This window comes from Aeromonas sp. INTO2 (assembly GCF_049860605.1).
GTDB classification, from domain to species: domain Bacteria; phylum Pseudomonadota; class Gammaproteobacteria; order Enterobacterales; family Aeromonadaceae; genus Aeromonas; species Aeromonas caviae.
The window spans coordinates 763,726-782,244 of sequence record NZ_CP187588.1 but is presented as its reverse complement, the minus strand read 5'-3'; the positions used below and the strand labels follow the sequence as shown (position 1 = coordinate 782,244).

At 58.2% G+C, this 18,519-nt stretch carries 17 protein-coding genes and 2 pseudogenes; 8 read left to right on the top strand and 11 right to left on the bottom strand.

Translation table 11 applies throughout. The features are described from left to right. Positions 1–102: 102 nt before the first annotated feature. Positions 103–1,584 carry a cardiolipin synthase gene (gene cls / locus ACPW74_RS03765; protein ID WP_279981639.1) on the bottom strand — a complete coding sequence of 494 codons (1,482 nt, stop codon included), beginning with the start codon at positions 1,582–1,584 and terminating at the stop codon, positions 103–105. A 96-nt stretch (positions 1,585–1,680) separates the two neighbouring features. Here cls and ACPW74_RS03760 point away from each other — a divergent pair, with 96 nt between their 5' ends. Then, positions 1,681–2,223 carry a DUF1439 domain-containing protein gene (locus ACPW74_RS03760; protein ID WP_029313991.1) on the top strand — a complete coding sequence of 181 codons (543 nt, stop codon included), beginning with the start codon at positions 1,681–1,683 and terminating at the stop codon, positions 2,221–2,223. 4 nt (positions 2,224–2,227) lie between these two features. Here the strand turns inward: ACPW74_RS03760 and ACPW74_RS03755 are convergent, their stop codons facing one another. Further along, positions 2,228–2,668, bottom strand: coding sequence for a GNAT family N-acetyltransferase (locus ACPW74_RS03755; protein ID WP_223919618.1), 441 nt, complete (start codon positions 2,666–2,668; stop codon positions 2,228–2,230). Positions 2,669–3,010: 342 nt separating this feature from the next. Here ACPW74_RS03755 and ACPW74_RS03750 point away from each other — a divergent pair, with 342 nt between their 5' ends. Beyond that, a complete protein-coding gene (locus ACPW74_RS03750) occupies positions 3,011–3,751 on the top strand; it encodes a lytic transglycosylase domain-containing protein (protein ID WP_042878789.1) in 741 nt (246 codons plus the stop codon). Between the two features lie 104 nt (positions 3,752–3,855). Here the strand turns inward: ACPW74_RS03750 and aqpZ are convergent, their stop codons facing one another. From aqpZ to ACPW74_RS03725, 5 genes are all read right to left on the bottom strand, one after another. Next, the gene (gene aqpZ, locus ACPW74_RS03745; protein WP_279981641.1) at positions 3,856–4,542 is read right to left on the bottom strand and encodes an aquaporin Z; all 687 of its coding nucleotides are present in this window, start codon (positions 4,540–4,542) and stop codon (positions 3,856–3,858) included. A 325-nt stretch (positions 4,543–4,867) separates the two neighbouring features. Continuing rightward, positions 4,868–5,389 carry a crossover junction endodeoxyribonuclease RuvC gene (ruvC, locus tag ACPW74_RS03740; RefSeq protein ID WP_005298649.1) on the bottom strand — a complete coding sequence of 174 codons (522 nt, stop codon included), beginning with the start codon at positions 5,387–5,389 and terminating at the stop codon, positions 4,868–4,870. Beyond that, positions 5,386–5,592, bottom strand: coding sequence for a hypothetical protein (locus ACPW74_RS03735; RefSeq protein ID WP_198497322.1), 207 nt, complete (start codon positions 5,590–5,592; stop codon positions 5,386–5,388). The genes ruvC and ACPW74_RS03735 overlap by 4 nt, the downstream gene beginning before the upstream one ends. Positions 5,593–5,662: 70 nt before the next feature. Beyond that, entirely contained in the window at positions 5,663–6,571 is a 909-nt protein-coding gene (locus ACPW74_RS03730) for a Gfo/Idh/MocA family protein (protein WP_279981642.1), read from the bottom strand. Positions 6,572–6,848: 277 nt separating this feature from the next. Beyond that, a complete protein-coding gene (locus ACPW74_RS03725) occupies positions 6,849–7,076 on the bottom strand; it encodes a hypothetical protein (protein WP_041214736.1) in 228 nt (75 codons plus the stop codon). Between the two features lie 634 nt (positions 7,077–7,710). On the opposite strand from ACPW74_RS03725, the gene ACPW74_RS03720 reads away from it, so the two are divergent. The 3 genes from ACPW74_RS03720 to ACPW74_RS03710 are packed head-to-tail and all read left to right on the top strand — an operon-like array spanning position 7,711 to position 11,698. Continuing rightward, the gene (locus tag ACPW74_RS03720) at positions 7,711–9,249 is read left to right on the top strand and encodes an OmpA family protein (RefSeq protein WP_279981643.1); all 1,539 of its coding nucleotides are present in this window, start codon (positions 7,711–7,713) and stop codon (positions 9,247–9,249) included. Between the two features lie 17 nt (positions 9,250–9,266). Beyond that, entirely contained in the window at positions 9,267–10,862 is a 1,596-nt protein-coding gene (locus ACPW74_RS03715; RefSeq protein ID WP_279981644.1) for a hypothetical protein, read from the top strand. 2 nt (positions 10,863–10,864) lie between these two features. After that, entirely contained in the window at positions 10,865–11,698 is an 834-nt protein-coding gene (locus ACPW74_RS03710; RefSeq protein ID WP_042017295.1) for a hypothetical protein, read from the top strand. A 640-nt stretch (positions 11,699–12,338) separates the two neighbouring features. Here the strand turns inward: ACPW74_RS03710 and ACPW74_RS03705 are convergent. Continuing rightward, positions 12,339–13,289: a transposase gene (locus tag ACPW74_RS03705; RefSeq protein ID WP_279981646.1), complete on the bottom strand. Its 951-nt coding sequence runs from the start codon at positions 13,287–13,289 to the stop codon at positions 12,339–12,341. A gap of 55 nt (positions 13,290–13,344) precedes the next feature. Continuing rightward, a pseudogene (locus tag ACPW74_RS03700) lies at positions 13,345–13,740 on the bottom strand (alpha-amylase family glycosyl hydrolase); the annotation flags it as partial. Positions 13,741–14,205: 465 nt separating this feature from the next. Here ACPW74_RS03700 and istA point away from each other — a divergent pair. Continuing rightward, positions 14,206–15,747: an IS21-like element ISAs29 family transposase gene (istA, locus tag ACPW74_RS03695; RefSeq protein ID WP_001274811.1), complete on the top strand. Its 1,542-nt coding sequence runs from the start codon at positions 14,206–14,208 to the stop codon at positions 15,745–15,747. A 14-nt stretch (positions 15,748–15,761) separates the two neighbouring features. Further along, on the top strand, positions 15,762–16,517 hold the full coding sequence (gene istB / locus ACPW74_RS03690; RefSeq protein ID WP_000194037.1) for an IS21-like element ISAs29 family helper ATPase IstB: 756 nt from the start codon (positions 15,762–15,764) through the stop codon (positions 16,515–16,517). A gap of 395 nt (positions 16,518–16,912) precedes the next feature. Here the strand turns inward: istB and ACPW74_RS03685 are convergent. Beyond that, a pseudogene (locus tag ACPW74_RS03685) lies at positions 16,913–17,200 on the bottom strand (alpha-amylase family glycosyl hydrolase); the annotation flags it as partial. Between the two features lie 81 nt (positions 17,201–17,281). After that, positions 17,282–17,509: a hypothetical protein gene (locus ACPW74_RS03680; RefSeq protein ID WP_279981649.1), complete on the bottom strand. Its 228-nt coding sequence runs from the start codon at positions 17,507–17,509 to the stop codon at positions 17,282–17,284. 651 nt (positions 17,510–18,160) lie between these two features. Here ACPW74_RS03680 and ACPW74_RS03675 point away from each other — a divergent pair. Next, a complete protein-coding gene (locus tag ACPW74_RS03675; RefSeq protein ID WP_279981651.1) occupies positions 18,161–18,514 on the top strand; it encodes a hypothetical protein in 354 nt (117 codons plus the stop codon). The last annotated feature ends 5 nt before the right edge of the window (positions 18,515–18,519 follow it).

Below are 18,519 nucleotides of genomic sequence, written 5' to 3'. Positions count from 1 at the left end.
GTTTCTCCACAATGGTTCAATGGCGGGTGCATGGGCGCACTCTACGGGGAGGATGGGCATCAACACAAGCCAGACAACGGCTTGGGGTCCACGCTCTGACTGTCACAGCAGGGGGCTGAACAGGTAGAAGATGTTCTCAAGCAATTTTTTGTACCAGGGGCGAGCACGCCACCTGGTCAGTGACATGGGGGTCGCCTCCAGCATGTAGCCCTGCACCAGCTGGTTCATCTCGGCCACAAACACCGGGTTGTCGATGAGCAGGGTGATCTCGAAATTGAGCCAGAGACTGCGCCGGTCGAGGTTGACCGTGCCCACCAGGGCGAAATCATCGTCCACCAGCACGCTCTTGGTGTGCAGCAGTCCGGCATCATAGCGGTATATCTCCACTCCTGCCGCCAGCAGATCCTCCATGAAGGAGTTGCTGGCGTGGTTGGCCATCAGGGAGTCGTTGCGCGCAGGCAGAACTAACTGCACCAGCACGCCGCGGGCCGCCGCCGAAGAGAGGGCCGCCGCCAGCGGATCGTCCGGCACGAAATAGGGGGTGGTCAGCACCAGATGGTGACGAGCCTGGTAGATGGCGAGCAGCAGGCTCTGCTGGATGCAGTCACCGCCGACGAAGGGGCCGGAGGGAATGAGCTGGGCCCGATAGTTGGTCTGTGACCAGGCTTCCGGCTCATGTTGCAGACTGTCGAGCAGCCGCTCGCCGGTCTCCATCTCCCAGTCCCAGACGAAGGTGGACCACATCAACGGCACCACAGGGCCCTGCACCCGGATCATGATGTCCACCCACTGGCCGACCCCGGCATCCTGCTTGAAGAAACGGGGATCCACCATGTTCATGGAGCCGGTGTAACCAACCTTGTCATCGATCACCACCAGCTTGCGGTGCATGCGCAAGTCCTGGCGCTGAAACGGGATGCGCCAGGCGCCGACCGGCAACACTTCCACGACTTTGACACCGGCGGCACGCAAGGTTTTGGGCCAGGAGGAGCGGAAGAAGGTCTTGCTGCCGATGGAGTCGAGCAAGACACGACAATCCACGCCGCGTGCCGCCACCTCCATCAACGCCTCGCACACCTCGTCCACATCCCCGCCGGGGTGCCAGATGTAGAACTCCAGATAACAGGATTGGGAGGAGCCCCGGATGTCGCGCACTATCTCCTCTACGATGCTCTTGGGCTTGTGCAGCAGGGTCATCCGGTTGCCCGAGAGCATGGGCATGGCCAAGCGCCCCTGGATCAGATCGTGGAGCGGGCGTGCCTTGCTGCCCACCTCGCAGCAGTGCTGGGGGAAGAGGCGCGCGAGCTGGCGGATCCAGATGGCGTAAGGACGGTACATGGCCTGGGCCCGCTCCGCCCGCTTGCGACCGAGGCGTATCTCGCCAAACAGCACGTAGAAACCGACCCCGGCGAAGGGGATGGCATAGATGAGGGCCAACCAGGCAAGAGATACCCCGATGGGACGTCGCTTCATCACCACCCGCAGGGAGATCCCTGCCACGATCACGGTGTGAAACAACAGCAACAACCAGCCGAGAAAGCGGGAAAACAGCAACTGAATGTCGTATTCCAGACCGTCGAGCAAGGCGACTCCTTGGTGTATTGGACAGATGGCACGGGCAGACCCCACAGGGTCGGGATGGTATGCTATGGGGCACACCCATTCTATCAGGTCGTTAGCATGATCCTGCAATCTATGCTGCTGAGTCTGGCCATGCTAGGTCAAGGCTCATATGACATCAATGAGCAGCAGATAAATCAGTACCTGCAATCCCAGGTGCAAGTGGACAAACAGCTGGAATTGCCCGGCATCATCAAGGCCCATGTGCAACTCGAGCAGAGCGATGTGCAGATTGGTCGCCAGAGCCCGGATACCGCCAGGGTGTTTGGCAAAGGCAAGTTGAAAATCGCGCTCCCGGATCAGACCGAGTACGACGCGCGCCTCAACATGACCTATGAGGCGAGGCCCCGCTACGACAAGGCCAGGAGTGCGCTCTTCCTCGACAACATGAAGCTCATCGATTACAAGCTGGAGCCTGCTGCGGCGGAACAGAAGTTTGGTTTCATGCTGAGGATGCTGCTGCAGAGCATGGAGAAACGGCTGGAGACCCAGCCTGTCTACAAGCTGGATGACAAGGACCCCAATCAGGCCTGGCTCAAGGAAAATCTGCTGGGGCTGGAGCTGTCACCAGGCAAGATCCACCTGCTGACCAAACCCCAATAAGACGTCAGTTGAAAACAGGCGCCTTCGCCTGACGCACCAGCAGCTCGATCTGATAACCCTGTTCGTGCTGCTGGTGATAGTGGGAGTGAAGGGGCCCGTCGAGTTCATGCAGGGGAAGGTGGTCAAATCCCGCCTTGAGGTAGAAGGGTTTCTCGAACGGCAGGGCGTGACAGATCACGGGCTTGTCGGAAAGATCGCGGCAGGCATGCTGCAGCAAGCGGGACCCCAGCCCCAGGGACTGGTAGTGAGGGAGCAGACGAAAGCCGCACAAGTGGTAATAATCCTGTTCATCGCGCAGGCGCACCGCCCCCACCAGCCAGTGCGCGTCACGGACCACAAAAATCCGCTCTGCCAAATCCGGCACATAGTGGGAAAACGTCGTCTCGTAATAGTCTCTGATGAGGGAAAGATCCGCATCACAGTACTCTTCGAATCTGAGCTCCATCGCTCGCCTGCTTGTCATGCCCATTTCGCTCTGGCCATACCGGCCCTCTCCTGCTCGCTCGCTGGCTCCACGAAGAGATCTGACCAGAGTGGAGCAACAGCAAGATAACACGCCTTTAACTTACAAAAAAGCCAATAACTCGATGGAAAAGACGAGGTTGCGATCATCCGCCCCTTGACGCCATGAGCCGCGCCCCTTGTCCTGAGTGAGCACTCAGGTGGGACGTCCCTCTGCCATCACATTTCCAGCCTCCCCTGTTCACGGGCACTTGTTCTGCGCCATCCCGAATGCTTTACTCAACGTGGCTAACGAGGCTTAAGGAGCAAGCCGTTGAAAGCATGGATGTTGCTGGGCATGATGCCGCTGTTTTCCCACGCAGCCCCGGCTCAGATACCGCCGCCGGCAGAGGTGGTGATCCTGACCCCGGAGACGGCAGTCTCCTCCCCGGTTCCCACGCCGCGTACCGTGGCGCTCACCCCGGCGCCGCTCCCCTCCCCTGAACCCGCTAAGCCTGCAAGCCGTCAGATCCAGGTCTACAAGTCGGTACAAAAGAACGGGGTCATACGCTATTCCGACATGATGCCGGAGCAGGGTCACTACGAACTGCTGCTGTTCAACGACTGCTATGCCTGCGATCCGGCGTCCAAGGTCAACTGGCGCACAACAGGCCTCTTCCTCTATGACTACGCCAGCACCATACAGGCGGCAGCCAAGGCTTATCAGGTCGAGCCTGCCCTCATCCGGGCACTTATCCATGCCGAGTCCGCTTTCAATCCTCTGGCCGTCTCCCGCAAGGGCGCCATGGGACTGACCCAACTGATGCCCGCCACGGCGCGCGAGCTCGGGGTCGGCAACGCCCTGCTGGCGGAGCAGAACATCTTTGGCGGGGTGAAATACCTGGCGGGTCTACTCAAGCAGTATGACGGCAATGTGGCCCTGGCCACCGCCGCCTACAATGCAGGCGCCGGTGCGGTGCAAAAACACGGCGGCATACCGCCCTATGCCGAAACCCGGGCCTATGTGGAACGGGTCAAGCTGCTGCATCAGCGCTACAAAGAGATGCTGAGCGCCAAGGGACTGTGATCATGCCGCACCCTATCGTCGGCATGGCGCCCTGCCCGGTGTTCCTTCAGGCATAAAAAACACGCCCGAGGGCGTGTCGATACCACACGTTACCTAGCAACACATCACTCTTTCGTGGCGATCACACGATAGGCCAATGCACCCAGAATGGCACCGACAACGGGGGCAACCCAGAACAGCCAGAGCTGGCCCACTGCCCAGTCACCGACAAAAAGCGCCACGCCAGTGCTGCGCGCCGGGTTGACCGAGGTGTTGGTCACCGGAATGCTGATGAGGTGGATGAGGGTCAGGCACAGACCGATGGCGATGGGAGCAAACCCGGCCGGTGCACGGCTGTCGGTGGCGCCCATGATGACGAACAGGAAGAAACCGGTCATCACCACTTCACACACCAGCGCCGCCAGCATGCTGTAGCCGCCCGGGGAGTGCTCGCCATAGCCGTTGGAGGCAAAGCCCGCCGCCAGATCGAAACAGGCCTGACCGCTGGCAATCACATAGAGCACCGCCGCTGCCGCAATCCCGCCCAACACCTGAGCGACCATGTAGGGCAGCACGCCGGAGGCCGGGAAACGACCGCCGGCCCAGAGCCCGATGGTCACGGCCGGGTTCAGGTGACAGCCAGAGATATGGCCGATGGCGTAAGCCATGGTCAGCACGGTCAGACCGAACGCCAGCGCCACGCCAAGCAGGCCGATGCCGACGTTCGGAAAGGCGGCGGCCAGCACGGCGCTGCCGCAGCCCCCCAGCACCAGCCAGAAGGTGCCCATGAATTCAGCTGCAAAAGGTTTCACTTCTCAACTCTCCCAATGATGGATGAAGCGGGAGCCAGCGGCTCACCGGGCCGCACCACGCGGCCGGCGCACATTATGGGAGTCCCGATCGGGCAAGCGAAGGGAAGCGATGAAGGCCGAAAAACGTGACCCGCGTCACAAGTTATTGATTAACTGAGAAGATTGTCGTTAGCGTCCGGGCGGGCTGCGCCTCGTAGCAGGCAGGCAGTGCGACAGCTTGTGACTCTGTTGAGGCTTTTGCCGACAGCCGCCACTGCCAGAGAGGCAACCAATCGGCACAGGGCCGCTTGCCTGAGATTGCCGGAATCACACCGGCAATATCGGCTCAGCGGTAACGACCACGCACCGATCCCGTGCTGCGCCCGGCCATCTTGATCAGGATCTGGCGGGTATGGAAGTGGCAGAGCGCCACCCCGAGGGCATCCGCCGCATCCGCCTGGGGGGTGGCCGAGAGCTTGAGCAGGTGGGTCACCATGTGCTGCACCTGCTCCTTGGCGGCGCCGCCGGTGCCCACCACCGCCTGCTTGATCTGGGTGGCCGAGTATTCGCTCACCGGCAGCAGAGCATTGACCGCCGCCACGATGGCGCTGCCGCGCGCCTGACCCAGCTTCAAAGCCGAATCAGCATTGCGCGCCATAAAGACCCGCTCGATGGCGAACTCGTCCGGCTTGAACTGGGTGATGATCTCGCTCACTCCGTCATAGACCTGCTTGAGGCGTGACGGCAGCTCGCCCAAATCGGTGCGGATGCAGCCCGAGCCCAGGTACTCAGCCTTGCCTGCCACGATGCGAATGACCCCGTAACCTGTGATGCGCGAACCCGGGTCTATCCCCAAAATGATGCTCATGGACGGGCCACCCTGGCCATCATGGCGGGGATTCGCTCCCGTTTGGCAAGGGCAGCCAGCCGGCCACCCCGTTTCAATAGCTGGTTCATCACACTCTGTCGCTCTGCTGGCAGTTCATGGCCGCCAAGATAGCAAACAAGCGCCCGCTTGGCTTGCGCGGCAGCGCCCCCGTCAATCAACTGTGCAGGGATGCGCCATCTCATACAGTGGTCCGGCGATTTTTTCGCCCGCAGACCCACCCATGGCCCGGGCAAACCAGCGCGGCGATCACCTTCACTCCCCCGCCAAGGCCACCAGTTGCTCTGCCAGTCGGTGGCCGTGCAGGTAACTCTCAATCAGCGCCCCGTCGGCCCGCCCCGTCTCAATCTGCTGATACCAGTGAGCCAGCATGGCGGCAAAGCCCCGTTGGGTAAGCACCGACTGCCAGTCGTCGGGGGCCAGGGTCTGCACGGTTTTATCGCGGGCCAGGGTGCCCCGGGTGCAGTTTTCGATATGCAGGGAGAGGTTGTCGCCATAGGCATCGATGCGCTCCTCGGTGAGGCCGGCACTGCGGTTCATGCTGCCGCTCACCGCCACCTGCCCGTACTGCCAGGCCATGCTCACCCCGGCCAGCAGCTCGGGTTGACGGGCACAGCGCCGCAGTACCGCATGCAGATCCCCATCAGGCGCGCCGCCGTAGTAGCAGAGGCTGTCGAGCACATGGATGAAGTCGTCGAACAGAAACGAGCGCGGCGCCCCTGGCAGGGCGTGGCGGTGCTTTTGCCAGTTGAGCTCGGTGAGCGGCTGGCCGCGGGCTTCGCTCATGGCGGGCAGATAGCGGCGGTTGAAGCCGACAAACAGCGGGCGGTTCTGCGCCAGCGCCAGGTTGGCAAGCTCCTCTACCCCGGCAAGAGTGTCACAGAGCGGCTTGTCGACAAAGGTGGGGATGCCGGCGCGCAGACACTGGGTGGCCAGCTCAAGATGCACCGCGGTGGCGGCGTGGATCATCACCGCATCCGGGCGGCTTGCCAGCAGGTCGTCCAGCTCGGTGAAGCTCTCGGCAATCCGGTACTGGCGAGCCAGCTTATCCAATACCGCTGGATTGCGGGTACAGAGCAGCGGAGTGACTCGCTCGTCACTGGCAAGCAGCGGCAGATAGGCCTTCCGGGCGATATCGCCAAGGCCAATCAGGGCAATGCGCATGGGCACTCCTCTCAAGGGGATAACCAGATAACTGCCTGCACGATCTCAGGATTTCCCTCGCAGATCCAGCCTTGGCGCATCTCGCTCCAGGCGCCTTCTGATGCAATGCGGCATCGCCCCGCGACACCCTGGCCACCTTCCTCCATCGCAGCAAACCCCGGCGGCGCTTGAGCGGCAAACCGCGATAGCAAAACAGGCAGGGCGACAACAGTCGCCCTGCCTGTTACACCCGCACACACCACCGCACTCGGGCGATTGGCGCTCTTCTCACGTCGAGTTACTCTGCCGATCCGGCCTGCTCTTTGGCATCCCGCCACTTGCCAATCCTGGCGCCCAGCTCGGCGCAAAGCATGGCGCTGACCATGGCACCTATCATCCGGGTCATATCCGACATCTCTGTTGCAACCGGAAGCAGGGGCACGATCAGGTTAAAGGCGATGAGCCCCATCACCAGCCCGAGCCCGCTGCCAATCTTCTCTCTTCGGGATCGCGTTGTTATCGCCATCTGATTGCTCCTGACCAAACCCTTTCGACAATATTATCAAACAATGCGTTCAACAGAGGTCTTGCAATGCTTCGAACTGCCTGTGCCCCACTCTATAAACTGTTATCAGACATATTTATCGACAATTAATCCATTATATAAACGGGCTGCCAGACGTTATTCTGCCCATGAATATTATTTCGCCAGCACTGTCAGTGGGGGCGACCACATACTTCCCCCAACAGCCCTCATCCTCAATAGCGATAATCGGCCTGCGCCTTTCACAAACCACAAGAGCGTCGCCATATCGCTCTTTGTGTTCAGCGTCGGGGAGATGGGCAAAGATATTGGAAAGTCGATGTTTTTCCTATGGTTGCATCACTTTTCCACTCGCATGATCAGGTTCGTTTGGCTTATCATAGCCACTCGATACCTATTGAACCGCATAGATAATTGCCTCTTCTGACACTCAGGACATATCAGACACAGCCGCTTGCGAGAATGAGCACGCCTGGCGCCGATATTAAACATCAGCCCGCGTTAATATCTCTTATATCAGCAAGTGTCGATATTTCACTCCACCCGAAGACGCTTTTCTCTGGCCTCACTGGCATGTCTGAATCTCGCTATTAAATATAAATGGCAAGGAATCGCTATGGATAAATCGTTTCGTCTTGCACCTCTCAGCTGTGTATTGATTGCCGCCGTGGGTTGCAGCTCTCAGCAGATGCAGAATTTCAAATCCACGGTCAATGATATCGGCAAGGATTACGGCATGCCGGTGCTTTGTGGGGCTGGCATGATTGCAGGAGGGGCTGCGGGCTACGCCATCAACGGGAAAAAAGGGGCTGTCGCGGGGGTTGCCCTCGGTGGGGCGCTGGGCTGCGCAGCAGGCTATATGTGGCAGTCCAGGCTACAAGAGCTTGACCGGATAGCAAAGGAAGAGAATCTCAACATCGCTACCGAGAAACTGACCGTTGCCGAGCCAGCCGCAGTGACCGGTGTCCCTCAGGACGCCGGCCTTGTGGCCCAGATCCCCGATTCCGGCATGTTCTCGAGTGGTTCTGCCCAGCTCACAGAAAGCGGCCTGCGCGTGGTCACGAAACTGGCCCAGCTCTATGCCAAACCCGCAGCCGCAGACGCCTCGGATCAGCGCCGTATCCTTCTCGTCGGCCACAGTGACGCCACCGGCCCTGCAGAACTCAACCTGCGACTCTCCGAGCAACGTGCGCGAGCCGTCGGCAAGGTCCTGGTCGCATCGGGGATCCCGGCCTCTTCCATTTACTATCAAGGCGCGGGTTCGTCGCGTCCCATCGCAGACAACAGCGACCCCTTGCTTCGCGGTCAGAATCGCCGGGTCGAAATTGTAGAACTGGCGAACGAGCAGGCTCTGGTCATGCGGGCCCAATCCGAAGAGAACAACACCCGCTATCTGCGTTACGGGGCTTCCGATACCGCCAAACCGCGTGTGGCTGCGACCAAACCGGCGGCTCAGTCCGCAAGCGGTTCAAGCAAGGTGGCGGCCACGTCGCAAACCGCCCCTCGCCAACCCGCCGCCAAGCAGAGCGCCTCAAACACCAGCACGACCAAGGCCCTGCCCAATGCCAAGGCCGCAGTGGACTTCGGCGGCAAGCCTGCCGGCACCTATCAGTGGAACATGGCTCAGAACATCAAACCCAAGGCGAGTGGTTTTGCACTGATCAGCAGCGCATACGCAAGCGACATGCCGATGTCGAGCTGTGAGGCAGATAAGCCACGCAGTGCAGGCCAGGTACTGAGCATGGCAGACGACAAGCCTCTCCCGCGCCATGCCACCAAGGAGTACATGCCCGGCTATAACAATCGCGTCTGGGCCAATACCGTCAACGGCCACCTGGTGACTGTCTCTCCGGTTTCCATCTTGCGTGACAACGCCCAGGTCGATCGTCAACCGATCCTGCAAGTCGTTCAGGGTTACAAATCCTCGAATCAGAAGAAGCCCCAGACCCTCAAGGCGGTGGCCAACACCTATGAGGGCGAGAGTGAGGTGCTATACCGCGTCTTCACCAGCGATCCCAAGGCGTCGGTGTCCTGCATAGACCTCGTGTTCAGCAAAGGCAACGCCAAGGTAAGCCAGGGAGCCCTGTTCTATCCGGCAGGTTCCGAGGCTTATGTGGCTTCGTACCTGCCCATTCCCGCCACCCATTCCAAATAAGAAAACGGAGAAACTTAGTGGAAGACTTTTCTTTGGCAGCGCTCAAGACGCTGATCCTCGCCAACCAGATGCTGACCGTTGGCATTGTTTCATTCCTCGTCAGCACCGTGGTGGTGTGGCGGCATTGGGAGCATGTCTCCTACTTCCTGATCCGGGTATGGCACAGCCTGCCGCTGATCGGCACAGTGGCCCGTCTCGCCCGCAAGCCGGCCTCGGTCGATGGCGATGGATGGATCAACCATGAAGTGACCCTGTCGAATGTGTACTACCGCGAATACAAGAAGCATTTAAAGGGGACAGATGCCTACAACGCCTCCCTCGACTACCTTGCCAAGGCAGGAGAGGCCGGCCGCTCCCCGCGCCCGGCGTGGGTGCTTGCTCTGGTGCTGGTGCTGGTGCTGGTCGAGGCAATGGGCTTTGCCTATGTGCTGGCAGGCTGGATGAACATGGATGCCTCCACCAATGACCGTCATCTGCTGGCAGCCGCGACGGCTCTGTTGCTCGCCGTTGCATCCGCATTCCTGGCTGAAGTGGCCGGACACTCCCTGCATCACAACAGCCTGATCGCCCGGGCGCGTCACTGGTGGCAAGGGGAAGAGCCCTCAAAACGCTCCCGTACCCTCAAGGCAAACAAGGCCATCAATCTGGAAGACTCCTTCTCGGACTCTGACAAACCTGACTACGAGCAGTTGCTGGCACGCCTGAAAGACGTGAATTCAGGTGTCAGCCGCAAGTTTGTCTGGCTGATTGTCTGTGCTTCGTTTGTTGCCTGCATGGCCGTGGGCGCCTTCGTGGTGCGTTCAGCCACCCTCGACAGCATCGAAACCGAGATGGTCAACAACATGCGCGCCGAAACAACGGCACAGAGTGACAGCAGCATGGGGTCGCCGTTTGATCTGCCGGAAGAGTCTCAAGCCATCAACAACGAGGCGGAAGAGGCCACCATCGAAGACAAGATGCAGGCCATCCGTGAGGCCAGCCTGACCACCTACGTCATGCTGTCGCTCATCTACATCGCCATCCAGGGGATCAGCATCTGGCTTGCCAGCAAATACCACTTTGCGGGCACCCATTCCAAAACAGCCTGGCGTCTGACACACGAATACGCGACCGCCGAAGAGATGCTGGACGCGATGGACCAGCAACGCACCGCCATTGCCAGCCATGCCGATGACAAGCTCCGCCGCTTGCAGACCCTGTTGTCGAGCCGTGACCATACCAACTCGGGTGTGCTGGGGGCGCTGGAAGGGGAGAAATCCGCCCATCGCAATTTCCTGGCCTTTATCGAGTACAAGGCAGGCACCGTGCCGCCCAAGCCGGCCCCTCAGGCGGCCCCCCAGGTCGCACCGACAGTGCAAGCCGAGCCGGCACCCGCCGTACAACCGGCTGTTGCGCAGGCAGAGGCGGCTCTCCCGCCCACCACTGACGCCCCCGGCCAGACCGGCGCTGCCGTCAAGGCCGCCGATTTCCATGATGTCACTGGCCTGCCCGAAGAGAGTCTGGCAGCAGCCAGCCGCGCACTGGGGGTGGACGAAGCGCAGTTGCGTGATATCCGTGAACAGCAGATGGCCCTCAAGACCCTGGGCCTCTTTCCCACCAAGCAGAGTGCCTAATCGTGAAGATCACCCAGGTATTGCTACTGGCGTTGACGCTGCCTTGTGCAGCGTTGGCGGCCGAGCGTAACGACATACAGAGCTGCTATGAACGCAATGGCCTGACCGACATCAAACCTGCGGGCACCGGTCGCGAACTGGTGGTCATCATCGACCAGACCATTCCGATGCCTGACGATCTGCAACGCAGCAGTTGGGGGCAGATCGAGCGGTTCGTGCAGGCTGGCGATCGCGTCAAGCTCTATACCTTCTCCGCCTTCTTGCCTGGCGAATACCTTCGCCTGGCCTACGCGGGGCAACTGGATATGCCGCTGGAAGGGGAGATCCGGGACGATGTCAGCATGCGCAAATTGCGCGGCCTGGACACCTGCCTGACGACGCAGACCAAGGTCTTTCGTAACGGCTTTGGCAAACAGTTCGTGAAAGCACTGCGTGATGCCCGCCAGGACATCCCCAAGAGCGAGATCATGAACTCGCTGCGCAAGGTGGGTGACGATATGAAGGCCGAGCAAGGCGTCAATGACCGCGTCGTGTTCCTCATTTCGGACATGCTGGAGCACTCCGATTACACCAGCTTCTATGCCACCAACAAGATCAAGCAGCTCAATGTCGGTGACGAGCTCAAGCAGGCCAAGAGCAAGGGGCTGTTTGCCGATCTGCAAGGCGCTCGCGTCTACGTCACGGGCGCCGGGCTGGTAACCGACGCGGTGAAACACGCCTATCGTTCCGGCAAGACCATGGATGCACTCGGTGACTTCTGGTCACAGTACTTCGAGCACTCCCATGCCACCCTGGTGAACTTCGGCGCCCCCAGCCTGAGCACGGATTTGCAATAACCGTCACCTTCACAGGCAGAGCCCGCGCTTCTGCCCATCACACAAGGGCGACCAACTGGTCGCCCTTGTTATTTATTGCCAACGCTGCCCCCATTCGAGATATCGGCCAACCCGCCCCTTGGCATCAGGTTTAATCATGCGAGCGAAAGGTGGATCCCCATACTTGCCGACTCTCGTAAAAGATCCCCAAGGGACGTCGTCATCTCCCCCTTTCTCCATGGACCGAGCAAGATAAGCTCCCTTTTTATTTGGGACAGCCATCTTTGTGTACGAATTGTTCCATTGGAGGAACCATATCACCCACTCTGTTTCACTGATGCAAAAATCACCTGCTCAAGCAACACCCACGGTGTCGCAGCGTTGTGAAAAAACGGCCTGATAACAGAGGGCCGATAGTACATCTTCCTTAACCCTTCTCTTCTTATCTGCGACAGCAGCGCCTTATCAAGACAGCCATCTTTTGGAGAAAGCCCTCATCCAGCGCCCAGCACAACTCGTCATCCAGCATTTGTGATGGCATTTGTGAAACTCGGGGGATTAAAGAGAATGTCTTGGCATTGATGACGCCACTTCAGATGCGATCACACAGGCGGGGGGCTGGCGCGATACCGGACGTTGTTATGATGCGAGCATTCATCACTCAAAGGGATGGTTGATGACACCGTCGCTGGCCACAGTGCCAGGCAAACTGCTGACAATGCTCTTTGTCACCCACCACTCTGATACCCTGGCGCCGAAACAGCGTCACTTGCTTGAGCCAGCGCACCTCGTCCAACCCCAGCCGCGCCAGGATGGGGGCAAGACAAACTGGGATATGGCCCCGTTTGTCCACTCGGATGGCGCGACCTGTCCAGTCCACCAGCATCAGGTAATCCGCAAAGGTATATGGCAGGCTATCGGGTCGCGCTTCGTGCGCGAATGGCAACAGCAACGGCGGCAATGGGGCGGCGGACTGCTCGCCATCGAGACGCTGCTTGAGGCTGGTGTAATCGCTCTGCTCGGGCCGGTCGGCAATCGCCGCCCGTATCGGATTGAGATCAACATAGGCCATGCAGGCCAGCAGGGCTGATTCGGTGAGCAGGGCCTGGCTCTTGAAGCGCCCTTCCCAAAAATGGCCCTTGCAACCATCTTCCCGATTGGCCTGCCGAGCCAGGTTTTCGTTGAGCAACCGCACAAACCAGCTGATGGAATGTAACCGCTCCCGCCACTGCCCTATCAGTTGTTGCACCACAGCGAGTTCAGGCTCAATCAGGGATTCCCCCTGATACCAGCGTCGTACCAGCAGCGGCCACTGGAATAGCGCCGCCCAACGCTCGGCCACCTCTCGCTCGCTCCAATTGGCAGCGGTATCCGACTCGACCTTGAGCACCAGGTGATAGTGATTGCTCATCACCGCATAGGCACACACACCGATGGCAAACAGTCGCGACAATTGGCCCAACTTGTCCACTACCCACTGGCGCCGATGCTCGTAACTCTGGCCGGAGTGGGCATCTTCCCCGCACAGAAACGCCCGCCGCACACAGCGACTGACCACATGATAGTAAGGCGTATCCTGCAAACTGATTTGACGTGAACGGGCAATGGTCATGGCTCACCCCCTGGGCAGTGACACCTCAAGCCAAGTACAGGGCTACGCCGCTGTCAAAAAGGTGGGTGTCCCAGATTTCCTGTTGAACCACAGCGAGTTCAGGCTCAATCAGGGATTCCCCCTGATACCAGCGTCGTACCAGCAGCGGCCACTGGAATAGCGCCGCCCAACGCTCGGCCACCTCTCGCTCGCTCCAATTGGCAGCGGTATCCGGCTCGACCTTGAGCACCAGGTGATAGTGATTGCTCATCACCGCATAGGCACACACACCGATGGCAAACAGTCGCGACAATTGGCCCAACTTGTCCACTACCCACTGGCGCCGATGCTCGTAACTCTGGCCGGAGTGGGCATCTTCCCCGCACAGAAACGCCCGCCGCACACAGCGACTGACCACATGATAGTAAGGCGTATCCTGCAAACTGATTTGACGTGAACGGGCAATGGTCATGGCTCACCCCCTGGGCAGTGACACCTCAAGCCAAGTACAGGGCTACGTCGCTGTCAAAAAGGTGGGTGTCAAAAAGGTGGGTGTCCCAGATTTCTGTGGAGCATATTGGAAGCTGTAATCCACGGGCGGTAGCGTGGGAGTTGGTTGCGTTACGCCCCATACAGAAAGGTGGGTGTCCCAGAACTCCCTCATTACAGTGGCTATCTGGAACCTGTTGAACTGCGATGGATCACTGCCCTCGCTGTGCATATTCCGGCCGATCATGAACACCAATTCCGATTCAACGTGAACACCATTTCCGGACCAATATGAACGCTCATTCCGGTTCAACCTGAACACTTCGCCCCTCCTTTCCGGAAACAGTGTTCAACATCCCGGAATCACTGTTCACATTCACCGGAATCATCCTTAACGCATTGATTTAAAAACCTTTGATACGCTCTCCCTTTTGCCAGGGAAGAGCCTATGTCTGCCAAGAGGATTGCAATGCGTAAAATTCGTGAAGTACTGCGACTGCGGCTGGAAGCTGACCTCTCTGTTCGCCAAATCAGTATCTGTACCAAGGTCAGTGTCGGCTCCATCCAGAAACTCCTCAAAAGTGCCCAGGCGCTCGGCCTTACCTGGCCCTTACCTACCGAGCTTGATGATGGCCGACTGGCTGCCCTGTTCTATCCGCAGGCCGATACCACCATCTCGGCCCGCCATGTTGTGCCGGATTGGCCCTCTGTCCATCAGGAGCTCAAGCGCAAGGGGGTCTCCAAACAGCTGCTCTGGGAGGAGTACACCCAGCGCTATCCCAATAGCTGTTACAGCTACTCCCAGTTCTGTGACCGTTACAAGTCCTGGTGTCAGTTGCAAAAGCGCTCCATGCGCCAGATCCACAAGGCGGGGGAAAAGCTCTTTATCGACTACTGCGGGCCCACGGTGCCCATCGTGTCGCCGACTACGGGTGAGGTCCGTCAGGCACAAGTCTTTGTCGCCGTGCTCGGTGCGTCCAACTACACCTTTGCCGAGGCCACCTGGTCACAGTCACTGCCGGACTGGCTGCAAAGCCATGTCCGTGCCTTTGAGTTTTTCGGCGGGACACCGGCACTGCTGATCCCCGACAACCTCAAGAGCGGTGTCAGCAAGGCTTGCCGATACGATCCCGAGCTCAACCCCAGCTACCAGCAGTTGGCCGAGCACTATCAGGTGGCGGTGATGCCAGCTCGTCCTTACAAGCCCAAGGACAAGGCCAAGGCAGAGGTGGGTGTGCAGATCGTCGAGCGCTGGATCCTGGCCCGTCTACGCCATCAGACCTTCTTCTCGCTTGCCGAACTCAACCAGTGCATCCGTGCCTTGCTGAACGAACTCAACGAGCGTCCGTTCAAGCAACTGCCCGGTAACCGACGTGACGCATTTGAGCAGTTGGACCGCCCGGCACTGGGACCACTGCCGGTGCATCCCTATCGCTATGTCGCCATCAAAACGGTCAAGGTCAACATCGACTATCACGTCAGCTATGAGCAGCACCATTACTCGGTGCCACACCAGTATGTGGGTCAGCAACTGGAGCTCCATGCAGGCGACACACTGCTTCAGGTCTATCACCAGCAACAGCTGGTCGCGAGCCATCCGCGTAAAACCATCCCGGGGATGAGCACACTCCCTGAGCACATGCCGGAACGTCACAGCAAGCAGCAACGCTGGACCCCAGGGCGTCTTAAACAGTGGGCTGCTGACATCGGACCGAGCACCTTGTGCTGGGTTAGCGAACGGTTGGAAGAGAAAGCCCATGCCGAGCAGGCATACCGACTCTGCCTGGGGCTGCTGAGTCTTAGCCGGGAATATCCGCCATCACGGGTTGAAGCCTGTTGCCAGTTGGCCAACCGGGAAGGTCTGGTGCGACTCAAACAGCTCAAGTCGGTGCTGACCAGTGGCCGCGACCAACTGCCCGCAAGCCCGCTGAGCTACCCAGAGTTACCGCAAGAGCACGAGAACATCCGTGGCCCCCAGAGCTTCCACTAAAGAGGATACGTCCCATGACCCAACAAACGCTGACCCGCTTGAGACACCTGAAACTGACCGGCATGGCGGATGCCGTGCAACAACAACTGGAACAGGCAAGTACCTACGAAGGGCTGCCCTTCATCGAGCGGCTAAGCCTGCTGGTCGAACACGAACAACTGAGCCGGGAGCAGCGTAAACAAGCTCGGCTGGTCAAGCAGGCGAGGCTCAAACTCCAGGCCACGGTGCAAGAGGTGGACTACCAGTCTGCACGCAACCTGGAGCGGTCACAGGTGGCAAACCTGGCCCAAGGAGAGTGGCTGCGCCGGGGCCAGAACCTGCTCATTACCGGCCCCTGTGGCTGCGGAAAAACCTACCTAGCCTGTGCGCTGGGCTACCAAGCCTGTCAGCAGGGGCACAGCACTCGTTACTACCGGCTGCCGCGTCTGCTACTTGAGCTGAGCCAGGCCAAGGTAGATGGCAGTTACGCCAGACTGCTGGGTCAACTGGCAAGGATAGAGCTGCTGATCCTGGATGACTGGGGACTGGAAGCGGTGAATGCCGAGCAGCGCAACGCCCTGCTGGAGATCATGGATGATCGGTACGGGAAATACTCGACGGTCGTGGTCAGTCAGCTGCCAACGGAAGAGTGGTACGCGAGCTTGGGGGACAACACTCTGGCAGATGCGATCCTGGACCGGCTGATGCACAACGCTCACCGGCTGTCACTGAAGGGAGAATCGATGAGAAAGAGGAGAAGTGAGTTGACCCAATCTGAACACTCGAGTTAGAAACGGGGTGACGTGAGCGCGTTAAGGATCAGGGTGTTCACGTTGGCCGGAATGGCTGTTCAACTTCGCCGGAATACGCACGCTGGTCAATGGAACATATTGGAAGCTGTAATCCATGGGCGGTAGCGTGGGATTTGGTGGCGTTACGCCCCACACAAAAAGGTGGGTGTCCCAGATTTCCTTTGTTAAAACTCGCCCAGGCAGTTTCGTTTGGCTTACCATAACCATCCAGAACCTGTTGAACTGCGATGGGATGCTGTCATCGCTGGTCAAAGGAGCATATTGGAAACTGTCATCCACGGGCAGTAGTTTACTTCCCTAGTCTGGCGGGAAATAGCAGACGACCTCGAGACCAGATGTAGAACGCGGTCAAAAAAGATGGGTGTCCCAGAATTGGCCCAACGCTCGGCCACCTCCCGATCGCTCCAATTGGCAGCGGTATCCGACTCGACCTTGAGCACCAGGTGATAGTGATTGCTCATCACCGCATAGGCACACACACCGATGGCAAACAGTCGCGACAATTGGCCCAACTTGTCCACTACCCACTGGCGCCGATGCTCGTAACTCTGGCCGGAGTGGGCATCTTCCCCGCACAGAAACGCCCGCCGCACACAGCGACTGACCACATGATAGTAAGGCGTATCCTGCAAACTGATTTGACGTGAACGGGCAATGGTCATGGCTCACCCCCTGGGCAGTGACACCTCAAGCCAAGTACAGGGCTACGCCGCTGTCAAAAAGGTGGGTGTCCCAGATTTCCCCTACTCCGGGGATTTAGCCTGCTCCCTGGTATCGAGCCACTTGCCGATTCGGGCACCCAGCTCGGAGCAGATCATTGCGCTGACCATGGCCCCGATCATCCGGTTCATATCCGAGATCTCTTTTGCTTCAAGGAGCAGGGGCGCGATCAGGTTAAAGGCAATGAGCCCCATCACCAGCCCGAGCCCACTGCCAATCTTCTCTCTTCTGGATCGGACTCTTACCGCCATCTGATTACTCCTGATTCTGGGATGCCCGCTGCAATATGTTTTAGGGAGATACCATGGTGCCCTCCCCTTTGAACCAGACGCCAAGATAACAAAGTCACTGTCACCTAGCCGCTTTTGGTTGCAGTTGGTGATGCGCTTTGATGATCTGGTTCAAAAAACGATAACGTTTTGATGGTTGTATCACTTCCGATACTCGTAAAAGCGGCTTCGTTTGGCTTACCATATCCGTCCAGAACCTGTTGAGCTGCGATGGGTTGCTGCCAACGCGGGTCAATGGGGCATATTGGAAGCTGTAATCCACGGGCGGTAGCGTGTACTTTATATGTTTTAACAAACTGCATGCACAAAAACTTATTTAAGAAGGAAGTATTAATAACTTTTTCGACATCATCTAACGGCCAGTTTCTGTGAGTAAAAACAAGTTCTTATTGACTTTCAAATTACATGGCGATATTGTCCACCTCGGCTTATGGGCAGATTTTGGATTGTGTTTCGCAATCAGTGAAAAAAATGTCCCACAGGACTCGCCATTTGGCGGATTGACGCAGTGTCGATTCCGAATATAAGTGCATAAGAGTGCCCATAAGCCTTCACTTTAACTTCAAAAAAATGTCCAGACTGGCCTTATTAAAGCAAGCAACTACTAAGAGAATGCTTGCAAAAGTACTAGATGTAAACCCCTCCTTTCTTACCAAAACCCTCTATTTGACCAGCGATGAACTAAAATATAAATCTTTTGAAATACCTAAACGCAATGGCGACCCTAGGACAATTTACGCACCAAATAAAGAATTAAAAGATTTGCAATCTAGGCTTTCAGCTTTACTACTTGACTGTATAGATGAAATAAATAAAGAAAGGAAAATAACACCAAAACTATCTCATGGTTTTGTTAGGGAAGGTGCGAATAAGCGGGGAAATTCTTCTCGGCTGACTCAGTCATTTCATTTCTTCATGTTTGAGCCGATTTTTTCTCCCGTAAATGCCTTGAATCAGCCTATTTAGACCGT